Consider the following 14,381-nt stretch of genomic DNA (forward strand, 5'->3'; position numbering starts at 1 on the left):
AGCAGACTCGCTACAGCGAGCGGATAAGACCGCACTGCACGCAATCTGCATAACAATCCTGAACTCCTGCTGATCGCCTTCCCGCTGTCTGCACGCGGCCAACCCAAGGTGCGCCTTGCCGCAACCAGGATCGCGTTCGCACACCCGTCGATGACGTCAGCGCGGCCGCCGAAGTCCACACGTCCTTCAATCCAGAGGTCATGATGACAAGCCTAGAGTCACCGGAAACCGAGACCCAGTCGATTGCCAATGGTTTGCCGCCGGCCAAGGCCGCCGCCGCGCTTGCGCTCGCCGCGCTGGCCGATTGGTTGTTCTATGATCAGAACTCCGGACTCTCGGTGGTCCTCTTCGCCTTCTTGCTGGCCGGCGTGTCACTGGCCGCCAACTTCGGTCACGTCGCTCGGCACAGGCTGCCGATCGCCGGCGCGATCGTTGTAGCCGGGCTACTCCCTGCCCTGGAGGAGGTCAACGCAGTCTCGCTGGCCTTCGCCATTCTTGCGCTCGGCACCGCGCTTGCTCTGACGACCAATCCCCGTCTCGACAGTGTGACCAGGGGAGCTGCCTCGCTGGTGGATCTCTTTCTGGTCAGCCCTTTCAGGTTGTTCCGGGACGTCGTCAGCGCATTCGACCTGCCGGGTCTCACCAGGGGGTTCATCCTATGGTTCGTGCCACTACTGCTCGGAACCGTATTCGCCTTTCTGTTCGTCGCAGCCAATCCGGTGCTGGAGATATGGATCGGCCAGCTGAACCCCGGCAATCCCGCCGCCAGCCTCAGCCTCGGTCGCACGCTGTTCTGGATCCTCGTATTGGCGTTGGTCTGGCCATTCGTCCAGGTCAAATGGCGGCGCTACACCAACGTCGCGCCCAACGGACCGCGGTCTTCTGCGCAGGGTCCGGCCGAACCCGATCATTTCATCGACTTGCTCGGCGCAGGCACCATTCTGCGTTCCCTGATCCTGTTCAACTTGCTGTTTTCGATTCAGACAATTCTCGATGCGGTCTATCTCTGGGGCAACGCAACGCTTCCCGCCGCCATCACTTACGCGTCCTACGCCCACCGTGGCGCCTATCCGCTGATTGTCACGGCGCTCCTGGCCGCGGCCTTCGTTCTGGTCGCGATGCGGCCGGGCGGCCCGGCCGAACAATCGCGGGTGATCCGACCGCTCGTCTACCTCTGGGTCGGGCAGAATGTCCTGCTGGTGATCTCCGCGATGCTCCGGCTTGATCTCTATATCCAAACCTATCTGCTCACCTACTGGCGCGTCGCGGCATTCGTCTGGATGCTGCTCGTCGCAATCGGGTTGATCCTGATTCTGGTGCGCATTGCCCTGCGGGCATCGAATGAATGGCTCGTCCGCGCCAATCTGTCGGTACTGACCATCGCGCTCTATGTCTGCTCCTTAATCAATTTCGCCGCCGTCATCGCCGACTATAATGTCAGTCACAGCCGCGAAGCCTCGGGCAGCGGCGTCAGTTTGGATATGGACTACCTGATGCAGCTCGGCCCGAACGCGCTCCCTGCCATCGACCAGGCGATCCAACTGCGTTACGCTAACCCGGTCCTTGTCTCTCGCCGCAATAGCCTTGTAGAACAGCAACGCCAGCAGATGGCCTCATGGCGCAGCTGGAGCTTTCGCGGCTGGCGGCTTCAGCGTTTCCTGGACGGACAGCAGAGCAACGTACCGGGATAGTCGAAGCGCCGGTTTTCGGAGACGACTCGTGACGCACCACATCCTCATCGTCGACGACGACCTGCATATCCGCGAGGTCATCCGCGTCGCGCTCAAGAAGGCCGGCATGAACGTGGCCGAGGCCCGCGACGGCAAGGAGGCGCTGACCCGGTTTGCCGGCGAGCGGCCGGACCTGATCGTGCTCGACATCGGCATGCCGGAATTCGACGGCCTCGACGTTTGCCGCGAGATCCGCAAATCGTCCGACGTGCCGATCCTGTTCCTCTCCGCCCGTGACGAGGAGATCGATCGCATCCTCGGCCTCGAGATCGGCGGCGACGACTATGTGACCAAGCCATTCAGCCCGCGCGAGCTTGTCGCGCGGGTGAATGTCATCCTGCGGCGCCTGACCCCGCGGAAGGCGGGGACAAGGACAGAGACCGGCGTGCTCTCCCGGGGACATCTCTCGGTTGACCCCGAGCAGCACGTAGCGGCATTCGCAGGCGTGCCGCTCCGCCTGACCGCGATCGAGTTCGGAATTCTGCGCGCCTTCCTGGCGCGGCCAACGGCGGTGTTCAACCGCGAGCAGATCATGAGCGCGGCCTACCAGCTCAACATCCAGGTCTCCGACCGCACCATCGACAGCCACATCCGCAACATCCGGGCCAAGCTCGCAGCCGTGAACTGCGACAACGTTATCGAAACCGTTCACGGCGTAGGCTTCAGGCTCGGTCGCTGCGAGCAGCAAGCATGACATCGTTCCGCGCCCGCCAGAAGTGGCGACCGTCGCTTGGTCTGGTCATCTTCACCGTGCTCGCCTCGGTCGCGGCGCTGCCGCTGATGGGGCTGTTCTTCTTCCGCCTCTACGACAACCAACTGATTCACCAGACGCAGGCCGAGCTGATCGCGCAGAGCCGCGTGCTGGCCGCGATCTATGCGCGGGACGTGCAGGCACGGCTTGGCAATGGCATCCCGCTCGGCGCTGCAGTCCCTCGGGAGGCCCTGCCCGACCCCGACGACCAGGTGGCGCCGATCCGGCCCGCGCTCGATCTCGCCGGCAACGACCTGCTGCGGCGGCGGCCCGACGCGCTGCCGGCGGCGAAGCCGGCGGATCCGGCCTATGTCGAGATCGGTACCGCGCTCATGCCCATCATCCTGGAGACCCAGAAGGTCACGCTGGCGGGCTTCCGCATTCTCGATCCGCATGGCGTGGTGATCGCCGGACGCCAGGAGGTCGGGCAGTCACTTGCCCATATCGAGGAAGTGGCCGCGGCGCTGGGCGGCCAGTATAGCGCCGCGCTGCGCATCCGCATGCCGGACAAACCTCCGCCACCGATCTATTCGATCAGCCGTGGCGTCGGTGTCCATGTCTTCTCCGCGATGCCCGTGATCGTCAACGACCACGTCGCCGGCGTGGTCTACACCTCGCGGACGCCGAGCAACATCTTCGATCATCTCTATCAGGAGCGCGGCAAGTTCCTGCTCGCCACATTGGCCGTGCTGCTGGCGACCGTTGCGATCGGGCTGATGTTCTCACGAACAGTCACGCGCCCGATGCGCGAGCTCGTCGATCGCGCCGTGCGGATCGGCCGCGGCGACCGCAACGCGTTTCAACCGCTGCAGCATTATGGAACTCGCGAGCTCGCCCAGCTCTCCGACAGCTTTCTCCACATGGCCCAGCAGCTGTCGCGGCGTTCCGACTATATCGCCACCTTCTCGGCACACCTGACGCACGAATTGAAATCGCCGCTGACATCGATCAGGGGCGCGGCCGAGCTGCTGCAGGATTCGCTTCAAAGCAAGTCGGACACGCTGACCCGATCCGAGCAACAGAGCTTCATTTCGAACATCCTTGGCGACGTCGCGCGGCTCGATGCGATGAGCCAGCGGCTGCGCGAGCTGGCGCGCGCGGAGAGCGCTCCGCAGAACGAGCAAACCTCACTCTCTGGCGTCATCGCGAACCTGAAGAACCGCTTTGCGCAGCGGACAATCGTGGCCAGCGGCGACCTCGACCGCCCGATCGGGATGTCCGGCGAGAAGGCCCTGATCGTGCTGGCGCATCTGGCCGACAACGCGTTCCGTCACAATGCCAAATTGGTGCAGCTCGACGCGACTGCCGAAGCCTCGACCGTCAGGGTGACGGTGAGCAACGATGGCGACCCGATCTCCAACGCCAACAGCGACAAGATCTTCGATGCCTTCTTCACCACCCGCCGCGATAGCGGCGGCACCGGCATGGGCCTCGCCATCGCGCAAGCCGTCATGGTGAGCCACGGCGGTACGATCCGTCTCCTGCCCGCCAGCCAGGGCGTCGCTTTCGCGCTCGAGTTTCCCGCGGTCTAACCGGCTTCGGACCGGCTCGATGATGATCGCGGCCGTCATGCCGCCGGCGGCGGCGCTGAGCCTCGAGCACACCGGAGGAATTTCCCGCGTGGTGGACAAAATTGATCGAGATCTGGTTGCCTCTCAGCATCAACTTCCAGCCGGTTGGCCATCGCGCGCTTACGGCTTGAAATCAAGCGCATCGACGTCCTCGCGTGATCCCTTCCGCCCTCGCAATCGCATCGGCGCATGGCGGCCCGCGCTCTCCGGTTGTCCGATCAGGCATGCTCAGCCGAGCCCTGCTTGACGCGCAAATTCGTTTGTGCGCAGCTGCTCAAAACAACAAGGCTACTCAGGGGCAGGACATATGGGCGGGCTTCGGCGGGCGCTGGCCGGTTACGGCTTCCTCATCGCATCGATCAATCTGGCGGTAGCGGCGGAGCCGATCAAGCTGCGGGTGGCCGACTCCTTTCCGAAAGGGCATTACCTCGTCCGCCTCGTGCTCGAGCCTTGGATGGCCGAGGTGCAGAAGCGCACCAACAACGCCGTGACGTTCGAGCACTATCCGGCCCAGCAGCTCGGCAAGGCCGCCGACATGCTCAAGCTGACGCAAACCGGCGTCGCCGATATCGGCTACGTCGCGCCCGCCTACGTATCCGACAAGATGCCGGTCTCCGAAGTCGCGATGCTCCCCGGCGCGTTCGAGCATTCCTGCCAGGGCACGCTCGCCTATTGGAAGGCCGCGCGGAGCGGCGTGATTGCAGAGCAGGATTATACCGCAAACGGCATCCGCCTGCTGCTCGCGGTGAGCCTGCCGCCCTACCGCATCCTGACCGTGAAGCAGCCGGTGAAGGATGTCGCCGACATCAATGGGCTGAAGCTGCGGTCGACCGGCGGCGCGCAGGACCTCACCTTGCGCGCGATCGGCGCGGTGCCGGTGCGGATGGCGGCCCCGGATGCCTACGAATCGCTGTCGCGCGGTACGATGGACGGCCTGCTGTTTCCGCTCGAGAGCGTCGTCGCCTATGGCGCCGACAAGCTCGTGAAGCATTCTACCGACGGCTTTGGCTTCGCGAGCTTCGTGGTCGCCTATTCGATCAGCGAGAACGCCTGGAAGAAACTGTCGCCGGAGATCCAGAAGGCGATGATCGACACCGCCGAGGAAATCCTGCCGTCCGCCTGCAAGGAAGTGCAGAAGCAGGACAGCGAGACCATGAAGTCGATGGAAGCCGCGGGCGTCCACTTCGATACCCTGCAGCCCGACGTCGTCGCAAAGCTCAAGGACCTGACGAAGGGCGTCGGCAAGGCATGGGCCGACGGGCTCGATGCGCGCGGCAAGCACGGCAGCGACGCGCTGAAGGAATTCAGTGCCGCCGTTGCGGCCGTGCCGGCCCAGTAACGCGGACGGAGCCCGACGTGATCAAAACAAGCCTGAAGGCACTGACCGCCATCGAAAAGGTGACCTCGGCCATCGCCGCGGCGATGATGTTTGCGATCATGATGATCGTCTTCTCGGATGTCGTGATGCGCTACGTCTTCAACCGGCCGTTCTCCTGGGCCTATGATTTGATCTCGCTCTACGTGATGGCCGGCGTGTTCTTTCTCTCCCTCTCCGGCACCTATGCGGTCAACGGACATATCAGCGTCGATATCCTGCTGCCGCGGTTCTCGGCGGTCATTCAGCGCCTCTGCGTCGTCATCTCCAACGTCGTTGGCCTCGCGATCTTCGTTCCGATCGCCTGGCTCGGTTATCAGCGCGCGCTCGACAATTATGTCTCGGGCGACGTCATGGCTGGTGCGATCCCGTGGCCGACCTGGGCGTCCTCGATCTTCGTGCCGGTCGGGGCGGGAATACTCGCGCTGCGCCTTGCCGTTCATCTCATTGCCAATACCGCAAGCCTCCTGACCGGCGAGAACTTGTTGCCGCTGCCGGCCATCTCCGGCCATTCGGACAAGGCTGCCGGAGGTTTCGAATGATCCCGACCTTCATCCTCGCGCTGCTGTTCTTCCTGCTCGCGATCGGAACACCGGTCGCGTTCGCCATGGCATTCTCCGGCGGGCTCGGCCTCTATCTGACCGGCGGCCTGCCGATCCTGCTCGGCGTGCTGCAGACGACGCCACTGTCGGCCGTCACCTCCTACGAGCTGATCACGATCCCGATGTTCCTGTTGATGGCAGACCTGGTGCTGCTGTCGGGCGTCGCCGACGATCTGTTCAAGACCGCCGCAGCCTGGGTTGGACGCATCCCCGGCGGTCTCGGCATGGCGACTGCGTTGGCAGGCGCGGGCTTCGGCTCGATCTGCGGCACCAGCACGGCCTCGGCCGCGACGCTGTCCTCGACCAGCCTGCCCGCCATGATCCGCCAGGGCTACGAGCCCAAGATGGCGGCCGGCGTCGTCGCGATCTCGGGCACGCTGGCGATGCTGCTGCCGACTTCAGTGGCGCTGGTGATCTTCGGCCTGCTTGCCGAGGTGAACATTGGAAAACTCCTGATCAGCGGCATCATCCCGGCGATCTTCGTCACCATCATCATCATGTCGACGATCTATATCCTGGTGCTGCTCGATCCCACGCGCGCTCCAACGATATCGGCTGTGACATGGTCGGAGCGGTTCAGCCTGCTCTGGCAGGTCAGCCCGATGGTGATCCTGTTCTCGATCGTCACAGGCACGATCTATCTCGGGATCGCCACCCCCACCGAAGCTTCGGCCTTCGGTGCGTTCGGCGCCTTCTGTCTCGCCTGCTGGAAGCGCAAGATCAACCTGACCTCGCTCTACACGACGTTACGGCATGCGGCCCAGGGCACCTGCATGATCGTGCTGATCATCATGTGCGCGCACATCTTCGGCTATTTCTTCACCCTCACCCAGGTGACGCAGAACATCGTCGGCTGGGTCGGCGGGCTCGACGTCTCGCGCTGGATCATCATCACGCTGATCCTGTGCGGCTACATCGTGCTCGGCTCGTTCATGGATCAGATCGCGATCCTGGTGCTGACGGTTCCGATCGTGCTGCCGCTGATCAAGTCGCTCGGCTTCGATCCGATCTGGTTCGGCGTCATCAAGATCGTGACCGCCGAGGTCGGCATGATCACGCCGCCGATCGGATTGAATTGCTTCATCGTGGCGCGTTACGCACACCGCCCTGTCGGCGAGGTGTTCCACGGCACATTCCCGCATTTCATCGCGCATCTGATCGCAATTGCCATTTTCGTGGCATTTCCGGAGATCATCCTCTGGCTGCCGAACCATATGCAACATTGAAGAAGCCGTCGGTCGAGACGGCCATCTCTGGGAGACCATGATGAGTTTGTATTCCCGCTTCCTCGCCGGCGCAGCTGTCGCCACTGCCTTTCTGGCGACTTCCGCATCACCGGGCCTTGCCCAGGAAAAGATCACCCTGCGCCTTGCCGACAGCCTGCCCTCCGGGCATGTGATCCACGAACTTGTCGGCAAGCCGTTTTCCGAGCTCGTCACCAAACTGACCAACGGCCAGGTCACGTTCCAGCACTTCCCGGCGGAGCAGCTCGGCAAGGCCAAGGACATGGCTCAGCTCACCGCGCTCGGCGTTGCCGACGTCTCCTACATCGTGCCGTCCTATTCGTCGGACAAGTTTCCGCTGACGGCGGTTGCCGAATTGCCCGGCATCTTCGACAACGAATGCCAGGGCTCGCTCGCATTCTACAAGGTCTCGCACAATGGCGGCATCCTGGAGACCAAGGAATTCGCGCCGAACCAGCTTCGGCCGCTGGTGACGCTCGCGCTGCCAGCCTACCAGGTCCAGCTGGCGACCAGCCGCGATGTGAAAACCGCGAAGGACCTCGAAGGCCTGAAGATCCGCACCACCGGCGGCGCGATGGACCTGATGATGCGCTCGATTGGCGGCGTGCCTGTGCGGATGGCCGCGCCCGAGATCTATGAATCGCTGACCCGCGGCACGCTCGACGGGCTAATCTTCTCCTACCAGAGCTCGGCATCCTACGACTTCGGGAAGATCCTGAAGTCGGGCACCGAGGGGCTGAACTTCGGCACCGCGATCTTCACCTATTCGATCGGCGAGCTGAAATTCAAGTCGCTGCCCGAGAACGTGCGCAAGGCGCTGGTTGAAGCCGGCGAGCAGACCACGCGCGAGGCCTGCAAGCGGTTCGAGGACGGCGAGAAGGCCGCGGCCGACAAGATCAAGTCGCAAGGCATGAAGGTCATCACCTTCAGCGCCGACGACAAGAAGGTGTTCGACACCGCCTTCAAGTCGGTTGCGCAGGATTGGGTGAAGGACGTCGACAAGCGCGGCAAGCCGGGCACCGACGTCTTCAAGGCCTTCACCGAAGCACTGGCCGCCACCCATTGAGTCAGGCACCGACGAGAGACAAGCCATCAGCGCCGGCGGGCCCGCTCGCCGGCGTCAGGATCATCGACCTCACCAGCGTGATGATGGGCCCCTACGCGACCATGATCCTCGGCGACTACGGCGCCGACGTGATCAAGGTCGAGAGCCCCGATGGCGATGTGATGCGCCACGCCGCCCCGATGCGCCATCCCGCGATGGGCGCGATGTATCTGCAGGGCAATCGCAACAAGCGCTCGATCGTGCTCGACCTGAAGAAGGCCGGCGGCCGCACGGCGCTGCTGCGCCTTGCCGCGGACGCCGACGTGTTCGTCCATAACGTTCGTCCTGCGGCCATGGAGCGGCTGAAGCTCGGCGCCGACGATCTGCTCGCCACCAATCCGCGGCTCGTCTATGCCAGCCTGCACGGCTTCGGCGAGACCGGGCCCTATGCCGGCCGGCCCGCCTATGACGACCTGATCCAGGGGCTGACCGCCCTGCCCGCGCTGACCGGCAGGATCACCGGTGAGCCGCGCTACTCTCCGGCGACCATGGCCGACCGAATCGTCGGCCTCAATGCCGTTCACGCTATCCTCGCGGCGCTGTTTCACCGCGAGCGCACCGGCGAAGGCCAGGCGATCGAAATCCCGATGTTCGAGACCATGGCGCAGTTCGTGCTCGGCGATCACATGGCCGGCCGCAGCTTCGAGCCGCCGATCGGCCCGCCGGGTTATTCCCGGCTGCTGTCGCCCGACCGCCGTCCGTATCAAACCAGCGACGGCTACATCTGCGCGCTGGTCTATTCCGACAAGCAGTGGAACGCGTTCTTCGCCAAGATCGGCCTTGCGAACGAAGCCGACCGCGACCCGCGGCTGAACAGCATCTCGGCAAGAACCCGGAATTACGACTTCGTCTACGACTGGTTCTCGCAGATGATGAAGACCCGCAGCACCGCCGAATGGATGCGCTTCTTCGAAGAGGCCGACATTCCGCATGCGCAGCTGCACGATCTCGACAGCCTGATCGACGATCCGCATCTGGGAACCGTCGGGCTGATCCAATCGGTGGAGCATCCGACTGAAGGCACGCTGCGCCTCGCCGGCCCGGCCGCCACCTGGAGTCGGACGCCGCCATCGATCCGGACCTATCCGCCGAACCTCGGCGAGCATGGCCGGGAGATCCTGCGCGAGGCTGGACTTGCAGATGCGGAGATTGCGGCCCTCCTCGAGGAGGGCGCGCTGATCGAGCCCGGCTCCTGATTATTTCCTGCGCGATGCCAGGATCTTCTCGGCCGCACGCAGATGCGGCTTGTCCAGCATCTTGCCGTCCATCTTGGCGACACCAGATGGATTATTGGCGAACGCAGCGATCACCCGCTCCGACCACGCGATCTCCTCGTCGGTCGGCATGAAGGCCGCGTTGACGACATCGACATGCTTGGGATGGATCACGGCCTTGGCCAGGAAGCCGTCCTGCCGTGCGGCAATCGCCTCCGCCTTCAACGCGTCGAGATCGTTGATATCGGTGGCGATGGTGTCGATCGCGACCACGCCGGCCGCTGCTGCGCCAATCAGGCAGAGATCGCGGGCAAGAATGAAGGGCGAGTGATAGCGGCCGTCGGTGCGGTTGCGCGTCGCGCCGAGCGAGGCCGCAAGGTCCTCCGCACCCCACATCATGCCCCAGAGCCGCGGGCTCATGTTCTCGAAGTCGAGGATCTTCAGCACCGCCCGCGCCGTCTCGGTTGCGACCGTAACAATCCGCGTGGTGCCCTGCGCGATACCTGAGGCGGCCTCGAATGCATCGAGATAGAGCGCAAGCTTGTTGACATCGGCGGCGCCGGCGCATTTCGGCAACACGATGCCATCAGGCTTTCCGGGTATCACGGCCGCGAGGTCGCCGAGCGTCAGATCGGTGTCGAGCGCATTGACGCGGATATAGAGCTTCTGGTCCGGATTGCGCGCATCGAGCATCTCGCGCGTGATACCGCGCGCAACCACCTTCTGGTCCGGCGCGATGGAGTCCTCGAGGTCGAGGATCAATGCGTCGGCCGCGGTCTTCTTGGCGCTCTCATATTTCCGGGTGCTGTCGCCGGGAACGAACAGGAACGATCGCATCGTCTATGCCTTCGGCTTGCAATGCATCAGGCCAGTGCGGCGGCAGCTTGCCACCACCTCGCCGCGCTGGTTGGTCATGGTGTGCTCGAACTCGACAATACCCTGGGTCGGTCGCGACTTGCTGGCGCGCTTGCCGATGATCCTGGTATGCGCTTTCAAGGTATCGCCGTGAAAGACTGGCTTCGGAAACTTGACGTCGGTCATGCCGAGGTTTCCGACCGTGGTTCCCAAGGTCGTGTCGTACACGCTCATGCCGATCATGATGCCGAGCGTATAGAGGCTGTTGAACAGCCGCTGGCCGAACTCGGTCTTTTCGGAGAAATGCGCGTCGATGTGCAGCGGCTGCGGGTTCATGGTCAGGAGGCTGAACATGGTGTTGTCCATCTCCGTCACGGTCCGGCTGAACTCGTGATGGAATTCCCGCCCGACTTCGAACTCTTCGAAATACAATCCAGCCATTTATCGTCCCTTGTAGTTGGGCGTTCGCTTTTCAACGAACGCATTCAGCCCTTCCTGGCAGTCTTCGGTCGATGCGACCACCACAAAACTTTCCGCAGTGTTCTCCACCGAGCGGCGGAAATCGGCATCGACCGCACGCATGAAGGCATCGCGACCGATCTTCATCACGATCGGCGATTTCGCGGCAAGTTTCCGCGCGATCCCGCGGGCTCGATCGAGCGCGGTGCCCTTCGGCACCACTTCGCTGAGCAGCCCCATGCGATAGGCGGTCGCGGCGTCGAACGGCTCGCCGAGGAACAGCGGGCCGAACGCCTGGTGTTTCCCCACCAGCCGCGGCAACTGCACGAAATGGATCGCCGGGATCAGGCCGACATCGATCTCGGGATAGCCGAAGGTCGAGCTGTCGCCTGCGATGATCATGTCGCAGGAGATCGCGATCGTCATGCCGCCGGCCCGCACCGCGCCATCGACCGCTGCGATGGTCGGCTTGCCCATGCGGTATTGCGTATCGTTCAGCGCGAAATACAGCCGCTCGAGAAATGCCTTGGTCTCGATCGCGGGCTTGCCCCTGACGATGTCGAGGTCGAGGCCGGCGCAAAACACCTTGTGTGCGCTGCTCACAATGACGGCGCGCACCGCGTCATCATCGCGCGCTTTCGCCAGCGCCGCCAGCAACGCGTCTATCAAGGGGATGCTGAGGGCATTGACTGGCCCGCGATCCAGCACGATCTCCGCGATCTGCTCAGTGACCGAGTAACGAACGAGGGCCGTGCTCATGATGTCTTGCCTCCTGTCATCGCCTTGGCCTGTCGCACCGCGCCCGACAGCAGCAAGCCGTCGATCTCGGCCGAACCAAGACCAGCCTCCGTCAGCACCGCGCGGCTGTCCTGCCCGACATCAGGCGCGGGACAAAGATGATCCTCGGACAGGCTCGCGATCCCCGGCGTCCGCGGCGAATAGACCGCGCCGACGCCCGGCGTATCCTGGCGCACCGACGCGCTGATCGCCTCGACATGCGGATTGCGCAGCCATTCGCCGGGATTGAGGATCCGCTCCGCGATGATATCGGCGGCGTGCAGCCGCGTCAGCCAGGTATCCGTCGCTTGCGCCAGGAACACCTCGCGCAGCTGCGGGATCAGCGTATCGGCTGCGTCCGCACGCCGGGCGAAGTCGGCGAAGCGCGGATCAGTGGCGAGATCCTCGCGGCCGATCGCACCGCACAGCCGCTTGTATTGCGGCTCGTTCACCAGCGTGACCATCATCCAGCCGTCCTGGGTCTGGTAGGTGCCGGCGGGCACATTGAGCGCGCGCGGGGCACCGCCCTCGAGGATGAACTCCGCGACCTTGTGGCCGAGCAGCGCCGACGTCGACTGGCAGAGATTGACGTCGATCCAGCGACCGGTACCGACGGTCACACGCGCGAACAGGGTGGTCGCGATCGCCTGGAACGCATAGACGCCGGTGACGACGTCGGAGATCGTGGTGCCGACCCGATGCGGCACACCATCGGTGCCGACATTGACCGAGACCAGCCCGGAGAACGCCTGCGCCACAGAGTCCGAGCCGGGGCGCTTCGAGTATGGCCCGCTCTGCCCAAAGCCGCTGACCGACAGATAGATCAGGCCGGGATTGTCGCGCGACAGGCTCTCATAACCGAGCCCGAGCCGCTCCGCGACACCAGGGCGAAATCCTTCAATCAGCACGTCGGCCTCGCGCGCCAGCCGCTGCGCGATGGCAATGCCATCCTTGTGCTTCATGTCGAGGCACAGGCTGCGCTTGCCGCGGTTATAGACCGCCGACAGGGTCGTGTGATTGCCGTAGGTCGTGCCGAGATAGCGCGACCAGTCGCCCTCGGGCGGCTCGACCTTGATGATGTCGGCGCCATAAACCCCCAGCAGCATCGCACAATAAGGCGAGGCGATCCCCTGCCCGAAATCCAGCACTTTCAACCCGCGATACGGCGCTTCGTGCGTCGGCGTCAACTTGCCCGCCATTTGTCCTCCCATGACAGTCGAAGAGCCCTACAGCGCCAGGTAACGCTGCCGGATGTTGTCGTTGGCCTTCAGCTCTTCGATGGAGGATGTGTAGACGATCTGTCCCTTGTCGATAACCGTCGCGTGGCTCGCAAGGCCAAGGCAAAAATGCATGTTCTGCTCTGCGATCAATACTGTGGCACCGGTGCCGCGGAGCTGCCGCAGCAGCTCGCCGATTCGCTGCACGATGATCGGCGCCAGTCCCTCGCTCGGCTCGTCCAGCAGCAGCAGCACCGGGTTGCCCATCAGCGTGCGGGCGATCGCCAGCATCTGCTGCTCGCCGCCGGAGAGCCTGCCCGCGATCCGGTGCCGCAGCGGCTCCAGCAGCGGGAACACGTCATAGACGCGCCGGATCGACCACTCGTCCTCACCGTCGGGCCCCTTCTTCTGGCCGATGACGAGATTGTCCTCGACTGTATGCTCGGGAAAGATCTGGCGGTCCTCCGGCACGAAGCCGAGCCCGGCCCGCGCGATGTGATGCGGCCTCATCCCGGAGACCACATTGCCGCGCAAGGTCACCTTGCCGCGGCGTGCCGGCGCAAGCCCCATGATCGCCTTCATGGTGGTCGACTTTCCGGCCCCATTGCGGCCGAGCAGCGCCATGGTCTCGCCCTTCCGCACCGAGAGGCCGACGCCGAACAGGATCTGGCTGGTGCCGTAGTAGACGTCGAGATCCTCGACCTGCACCACCGGCTGCGCGCTCATGCCACCGCTCCCGCGTGGTCGTCGCTACCGAGATAGGCCTCGATGACGGCTTCATTGCTACGGATCGCGTCCGGCGTCCCGGTCGCCAGGATCCGGCCGTAACACAGCACGACGATCTGAGGCGCGATCTTGAACACGATATCCATGTCGTGCTCGATGAACACGACCGTGATCTTCTGCTTCTCCCAGAGCTCGCGCACCTTGTCGATCATGCGCCAGCGTTCCTCGGTGCCCATGCCGGCGGTCGGCTCGTCCAGCAGCAGCACCTTGGGATCGAGCACCAGCGCGAGCGCGATATCGAGCAGCTTCTGGTCGCCATGCGACAGCGTCGCCGCGGTCCTGTTGCGCTTGCCGGCAAGGCCGAGCAGCTCCATCGCGTGCTCAGCGCGGTCGCGCGTCTCGGCCAATGGAAAGCGGCGATGCATCACGCCGGCGCGGCGCTGATCGGCACAGACCGCTGCCAGCATCGTCTCCTCGACCGTCAGCGACGGGAAGATGCTTGCGACCTGGAAGGCGCGGCCGATGCCATGGCGCACGATCTCTGGCGGCGTCTTGCCCGCCATGTCGACGCCATTGAGCAGGATCTGCCCGGCGTCCGGCCGCAGCGCGCCTGTGATCAGGTTGAAGAAGGTGCTCTTGCCGGCGCCGTTGGGACCGATCACGGCGGTGAGCGAACCGTCGGCAAAGTCGAGCGAGACGTTGTCGGTCGCCTTGACGCCGCCAAAGGATTTCGAGAGGGCGAGAATTTCCAGCAT

General features: G+C 64.0%; 14 protein-coding genes. 8 read left to right on the forward strand and 6 right to left on the reverse strand.

Annotation, left to right across the window (positions count from 1 at the left end; translation table 11 throughout):
• Nucleotides 1–203 precede the first annotated feature (203 nt).
• From ACOIX3_RS27865 to ACOIX3_RS27900, 8 genes are all read left to right on the forward strand, one after another.
• Nucleotides 204–1,691: a DUF4173 domain-containing protein gene (locus ACOIX3_RS27865; RefSeq protein ID WP_420965195.1), complete on the forward strand. Its 1,488-nt coding sequence runs from the start codon at nt 204–206 to the stop codon at nt 1,689–1,691.
• Nucleotides 1,692–1,719: 28 nt separating this feature from the next.
• The gene (locus tag ACOIX3_RS27870; RefSeq protein WP_420965197.1) at nt 1,720–2,424 is read left to right on the forward strand and encodes a response regulator transcription factor; all 705 of its coding nucleotides are present in this window, start codon (nt 1,720–1,722) and stop codon (nt 2,422–2,424) included.
• Complete coding sequence (locus ACOIX3_RS27875; protein ID WP_420965199.1) at nt 2,421–4,013, forward strand: ATP-binding protein; 1,593 nt, start codon at nt 2,421–2,423, stop codon at nt 4,011–4,013. The genes ACOIX3_RS27870 and ACOIX3_RS27875 overlap by 4 nt, the downstream gene beginning before the upstream one ends.
• A gap of 346 nt (nt 4,014–4,359) precedes the next feature.
• Complete coding sequence (gene dctP, locus ACOIX3_RS27880; protein ID WP_420965200.1) at nt 4,360–5,391, forward strand: TRAP transporter substrate-binding protein DctP; 1,032 nt, start codon at nt 4,360–4,362, stop codon at nt 5,389–5,391.
• Nucleotides 5,392–5,408: 17 nt separating this feature from the next.
• Nucleotides 5,409–5,969, forward strand: coding sequence for a TRAP transporter small permease (locus tag ACOIX3_RS27885; protein ID WP_420965202.1), 561 nt, complete (start codon nt 5,409–5,411; stop codon nt 5,967–5,969).
• Nucleotides 5,966–7,255: a TRAP transporter large permease gene (locus ACOIX3_RS27890; protein WP_420965204.1), complete on the forward strand. Its 1,290-nt coding sequence runs from the start codon at nt 5,966–5,968 to the stop codon at nt 7,253–7,255. The genes ACOIX3_RS27885 and ACOIX3_RS27890 overlap by 4 nt, the downstream gene beginning before the upstream one ends.
• Before the next feature lie 40 nt (nt 7,256–7,295).
• Entirely contained in the window at nt 7,296–8,339 is a 1,044-nt protein-coding gene (dctP, locus tag ACOIX3_RS27895; protein WP_420965206.1) for a TRAP transporter substrate-binding protein DctP, read from the forward strand.
• The gene (locus ACOIX3_RS27900) at nt 8,336–9,574 is read left to right on the forward strand and encodes a CaiB/BaiF CoA transferase family protein (RefSeq protein ID WP_420965208.1); all 1,239 of its coding nucleotides are present in this window, start codon (nt 8,336–8,338) and stop codon (nt 9,572–9,574) included. The genes dctP (ACOIX3_RS27895) and ACOIX3_RS27900 overlap by 4 nt, the downstream gene beginning before the upstream one ends.
• Here the strand turns inward: ACOIX3_RS27900 and ACOIX3_RS27905 are convergent, their stop codons facing one another.
• The 6 genes from ACOIX3_RS27905 to ACOIX3_RS27930 are packed head-to-tail and all read right to left on the reverse strand — an operon-like array spanning nt 9,575 to nt 14,381.
• Entirely contained in the window at nt 9,575–10,429 is an 855-nt protein-coding gene (locus tag ACOIX3_RS27905; protein ID WP_420965210.1) for an HpcH/HpaI aldolase/citrate lyase family protein, read from the reverse strand.
• 3 nt (nt 10,430–10,432) lie between these two features.
• On the reverse strand, nt 10,433–10,888 hold the full coding sequence (locus ACOIX3_RS27910; RefSeq protein ID WP_420965212.1) for a MaoC family dehydratase: 456 nt from the start codon (nt 10,886–10,888) through the stop codon (nt 10,433–10,435).
• Nucleotides 10,889–11,665, reverse strand: a complete 777-nt coding sequence (locus tag ACOIX3_RS27915) for an enoyl-CoA hydratase/isomerase family protein (RefSeq protein ID WP_420965214.1) — start codon at nt 11,663–11,665, stop codon at nt 10,889–10,891.
• On the reverse strand, nt 11,662–12,882 hold the full coding sequence (locus tag ACOIX3_RS27920) for a CaiB/BaiF CoA transferase family protein (protein ID WP_420965216.1): 1,221 nt from the start codon (nt 12,880–12,882) through the stop codon (nt 11,662–11,664). Before ACOIX3_RS27920 ends, ACOIX3_RS27915 begins: the two co-directional genes overlap by 4 nt.
• Nucleotides 12,883–12,909: 27 nt before the next feature.
• A complete protein-coding gene (locus ACOIX3_RS27925; protein WP_420965217.1) occupies nt 12,910–13,626 on the reverse strand; it encodes an ABC transporter ATP-binding protein in 717 nt (238 codons plus the stop codon).
• Complete coding sequence (locus ACOIX3_RS27930; protein ID WP_420965218.1) at nt 13,623–14,381, reverse strand: ABC transporter ATP-binding protein; 759 nt, start codon at nt 14,379–14,381, stop codon at nt 13,623–13,625. The genes ACOIX3_RS27925 and ACOIX3_RS27930 overlap by 4 nt, the downstream gene beginning before the upstream one ends.

This window comes from Bradyrhizobium sp. B120 (genome assembly GCF_049075665.1).
In the GTDB taxonomy this organism is placed as follows: Bacteria; Pseudomonadota; Alphaproteobacteria; order Rhizobiales; family Xanthobacteraceae; genus Bradyrhizobium.

Excerpts from the sequence above, each read along its gene's own strand:
- ACOIX3_RS27865 (WP_420965195.1), top strand. The coding sequence starts at position 204 with ATGACAAGCCTAGAGTCACCGGAAACCGAGACCCAGTCGATTGCCAAT.
- ACOIX3_RS27875 (WP_420965199.1), top strand. The coding sequence starts at position 2,421 with ATGACATCGTTCCGCGCCCGCCAGAAGTGGCGACCGTCGCTTGGTCTG.
- dctP (WP_420965200.1), top strand. The coding sequence starts at position 4,360 with ATGGGCGGGCTTCGGCGGGCGCTGGCCGGTTACGGCTTCCTCATCGCA.
- ACOIX3_RS27890 (WP_420965204.1), top strand. The coding sequence starts at position 5,966 with ATGATCCCGACCTTCATCCTCGCGCTGCTGTTCTTCCTGCTCGCGATC.
- dctP (WP_420965206.1), top strand. The coding sequence starts at position 7,296 with ATGAGTTTGTATTCCCGCTTCCTCGCCGGCGCAGCTGTCGCCACTGCC.
- ACOIX3_RS27905 (WP_420965210.1), bottom strand. The coding sequence starts at position 10,429 with ATGCGATCGTTCCTGTTCGTTCCCGGCGACAGCACCCGGAAATATGAG.
- ACOIX3_RS27910 (WP_420965212.1), bottom strand. The coding sequence starts at position 10,888 with ATGGCTGGATTGTATTTCGAAGAGTTCGAAGTCGGGCGGGAATTCCAT.
- ACOIX3_RS27915 (WP_420965214.1), bottom strand. The coding sequence starts at position 11,665 with ATGAGCACGGCCCTCGTTCGTTACTCGGTCACTGAGCAGATCGCGGAG.
- ACOIX3_RS27920 (WP_420965216.1), bottom strand. The coding sequence starts at position 12,882 with ATGGCGGGCAAGTTGACGCCGACGCACGAAGCGCCGTATCGCGGGTTG.
- ACOIX3_RS27925 (WP_420965217.1), bottom strand. The coding sequence starts at position 13,626 with ATGAGCGCGCAGCCGGTGGTGCAGGTCGAGGATCTCGACGTCTACTAC.
- ACOIX3_RS27930 (WP_420965218.1), bottom strand. The coding sequence starts at position 14,381 with ATGCTGGAAATTCTCGCCCTCTCGAAATCCTTTGGCGGCGTCAAGGCG.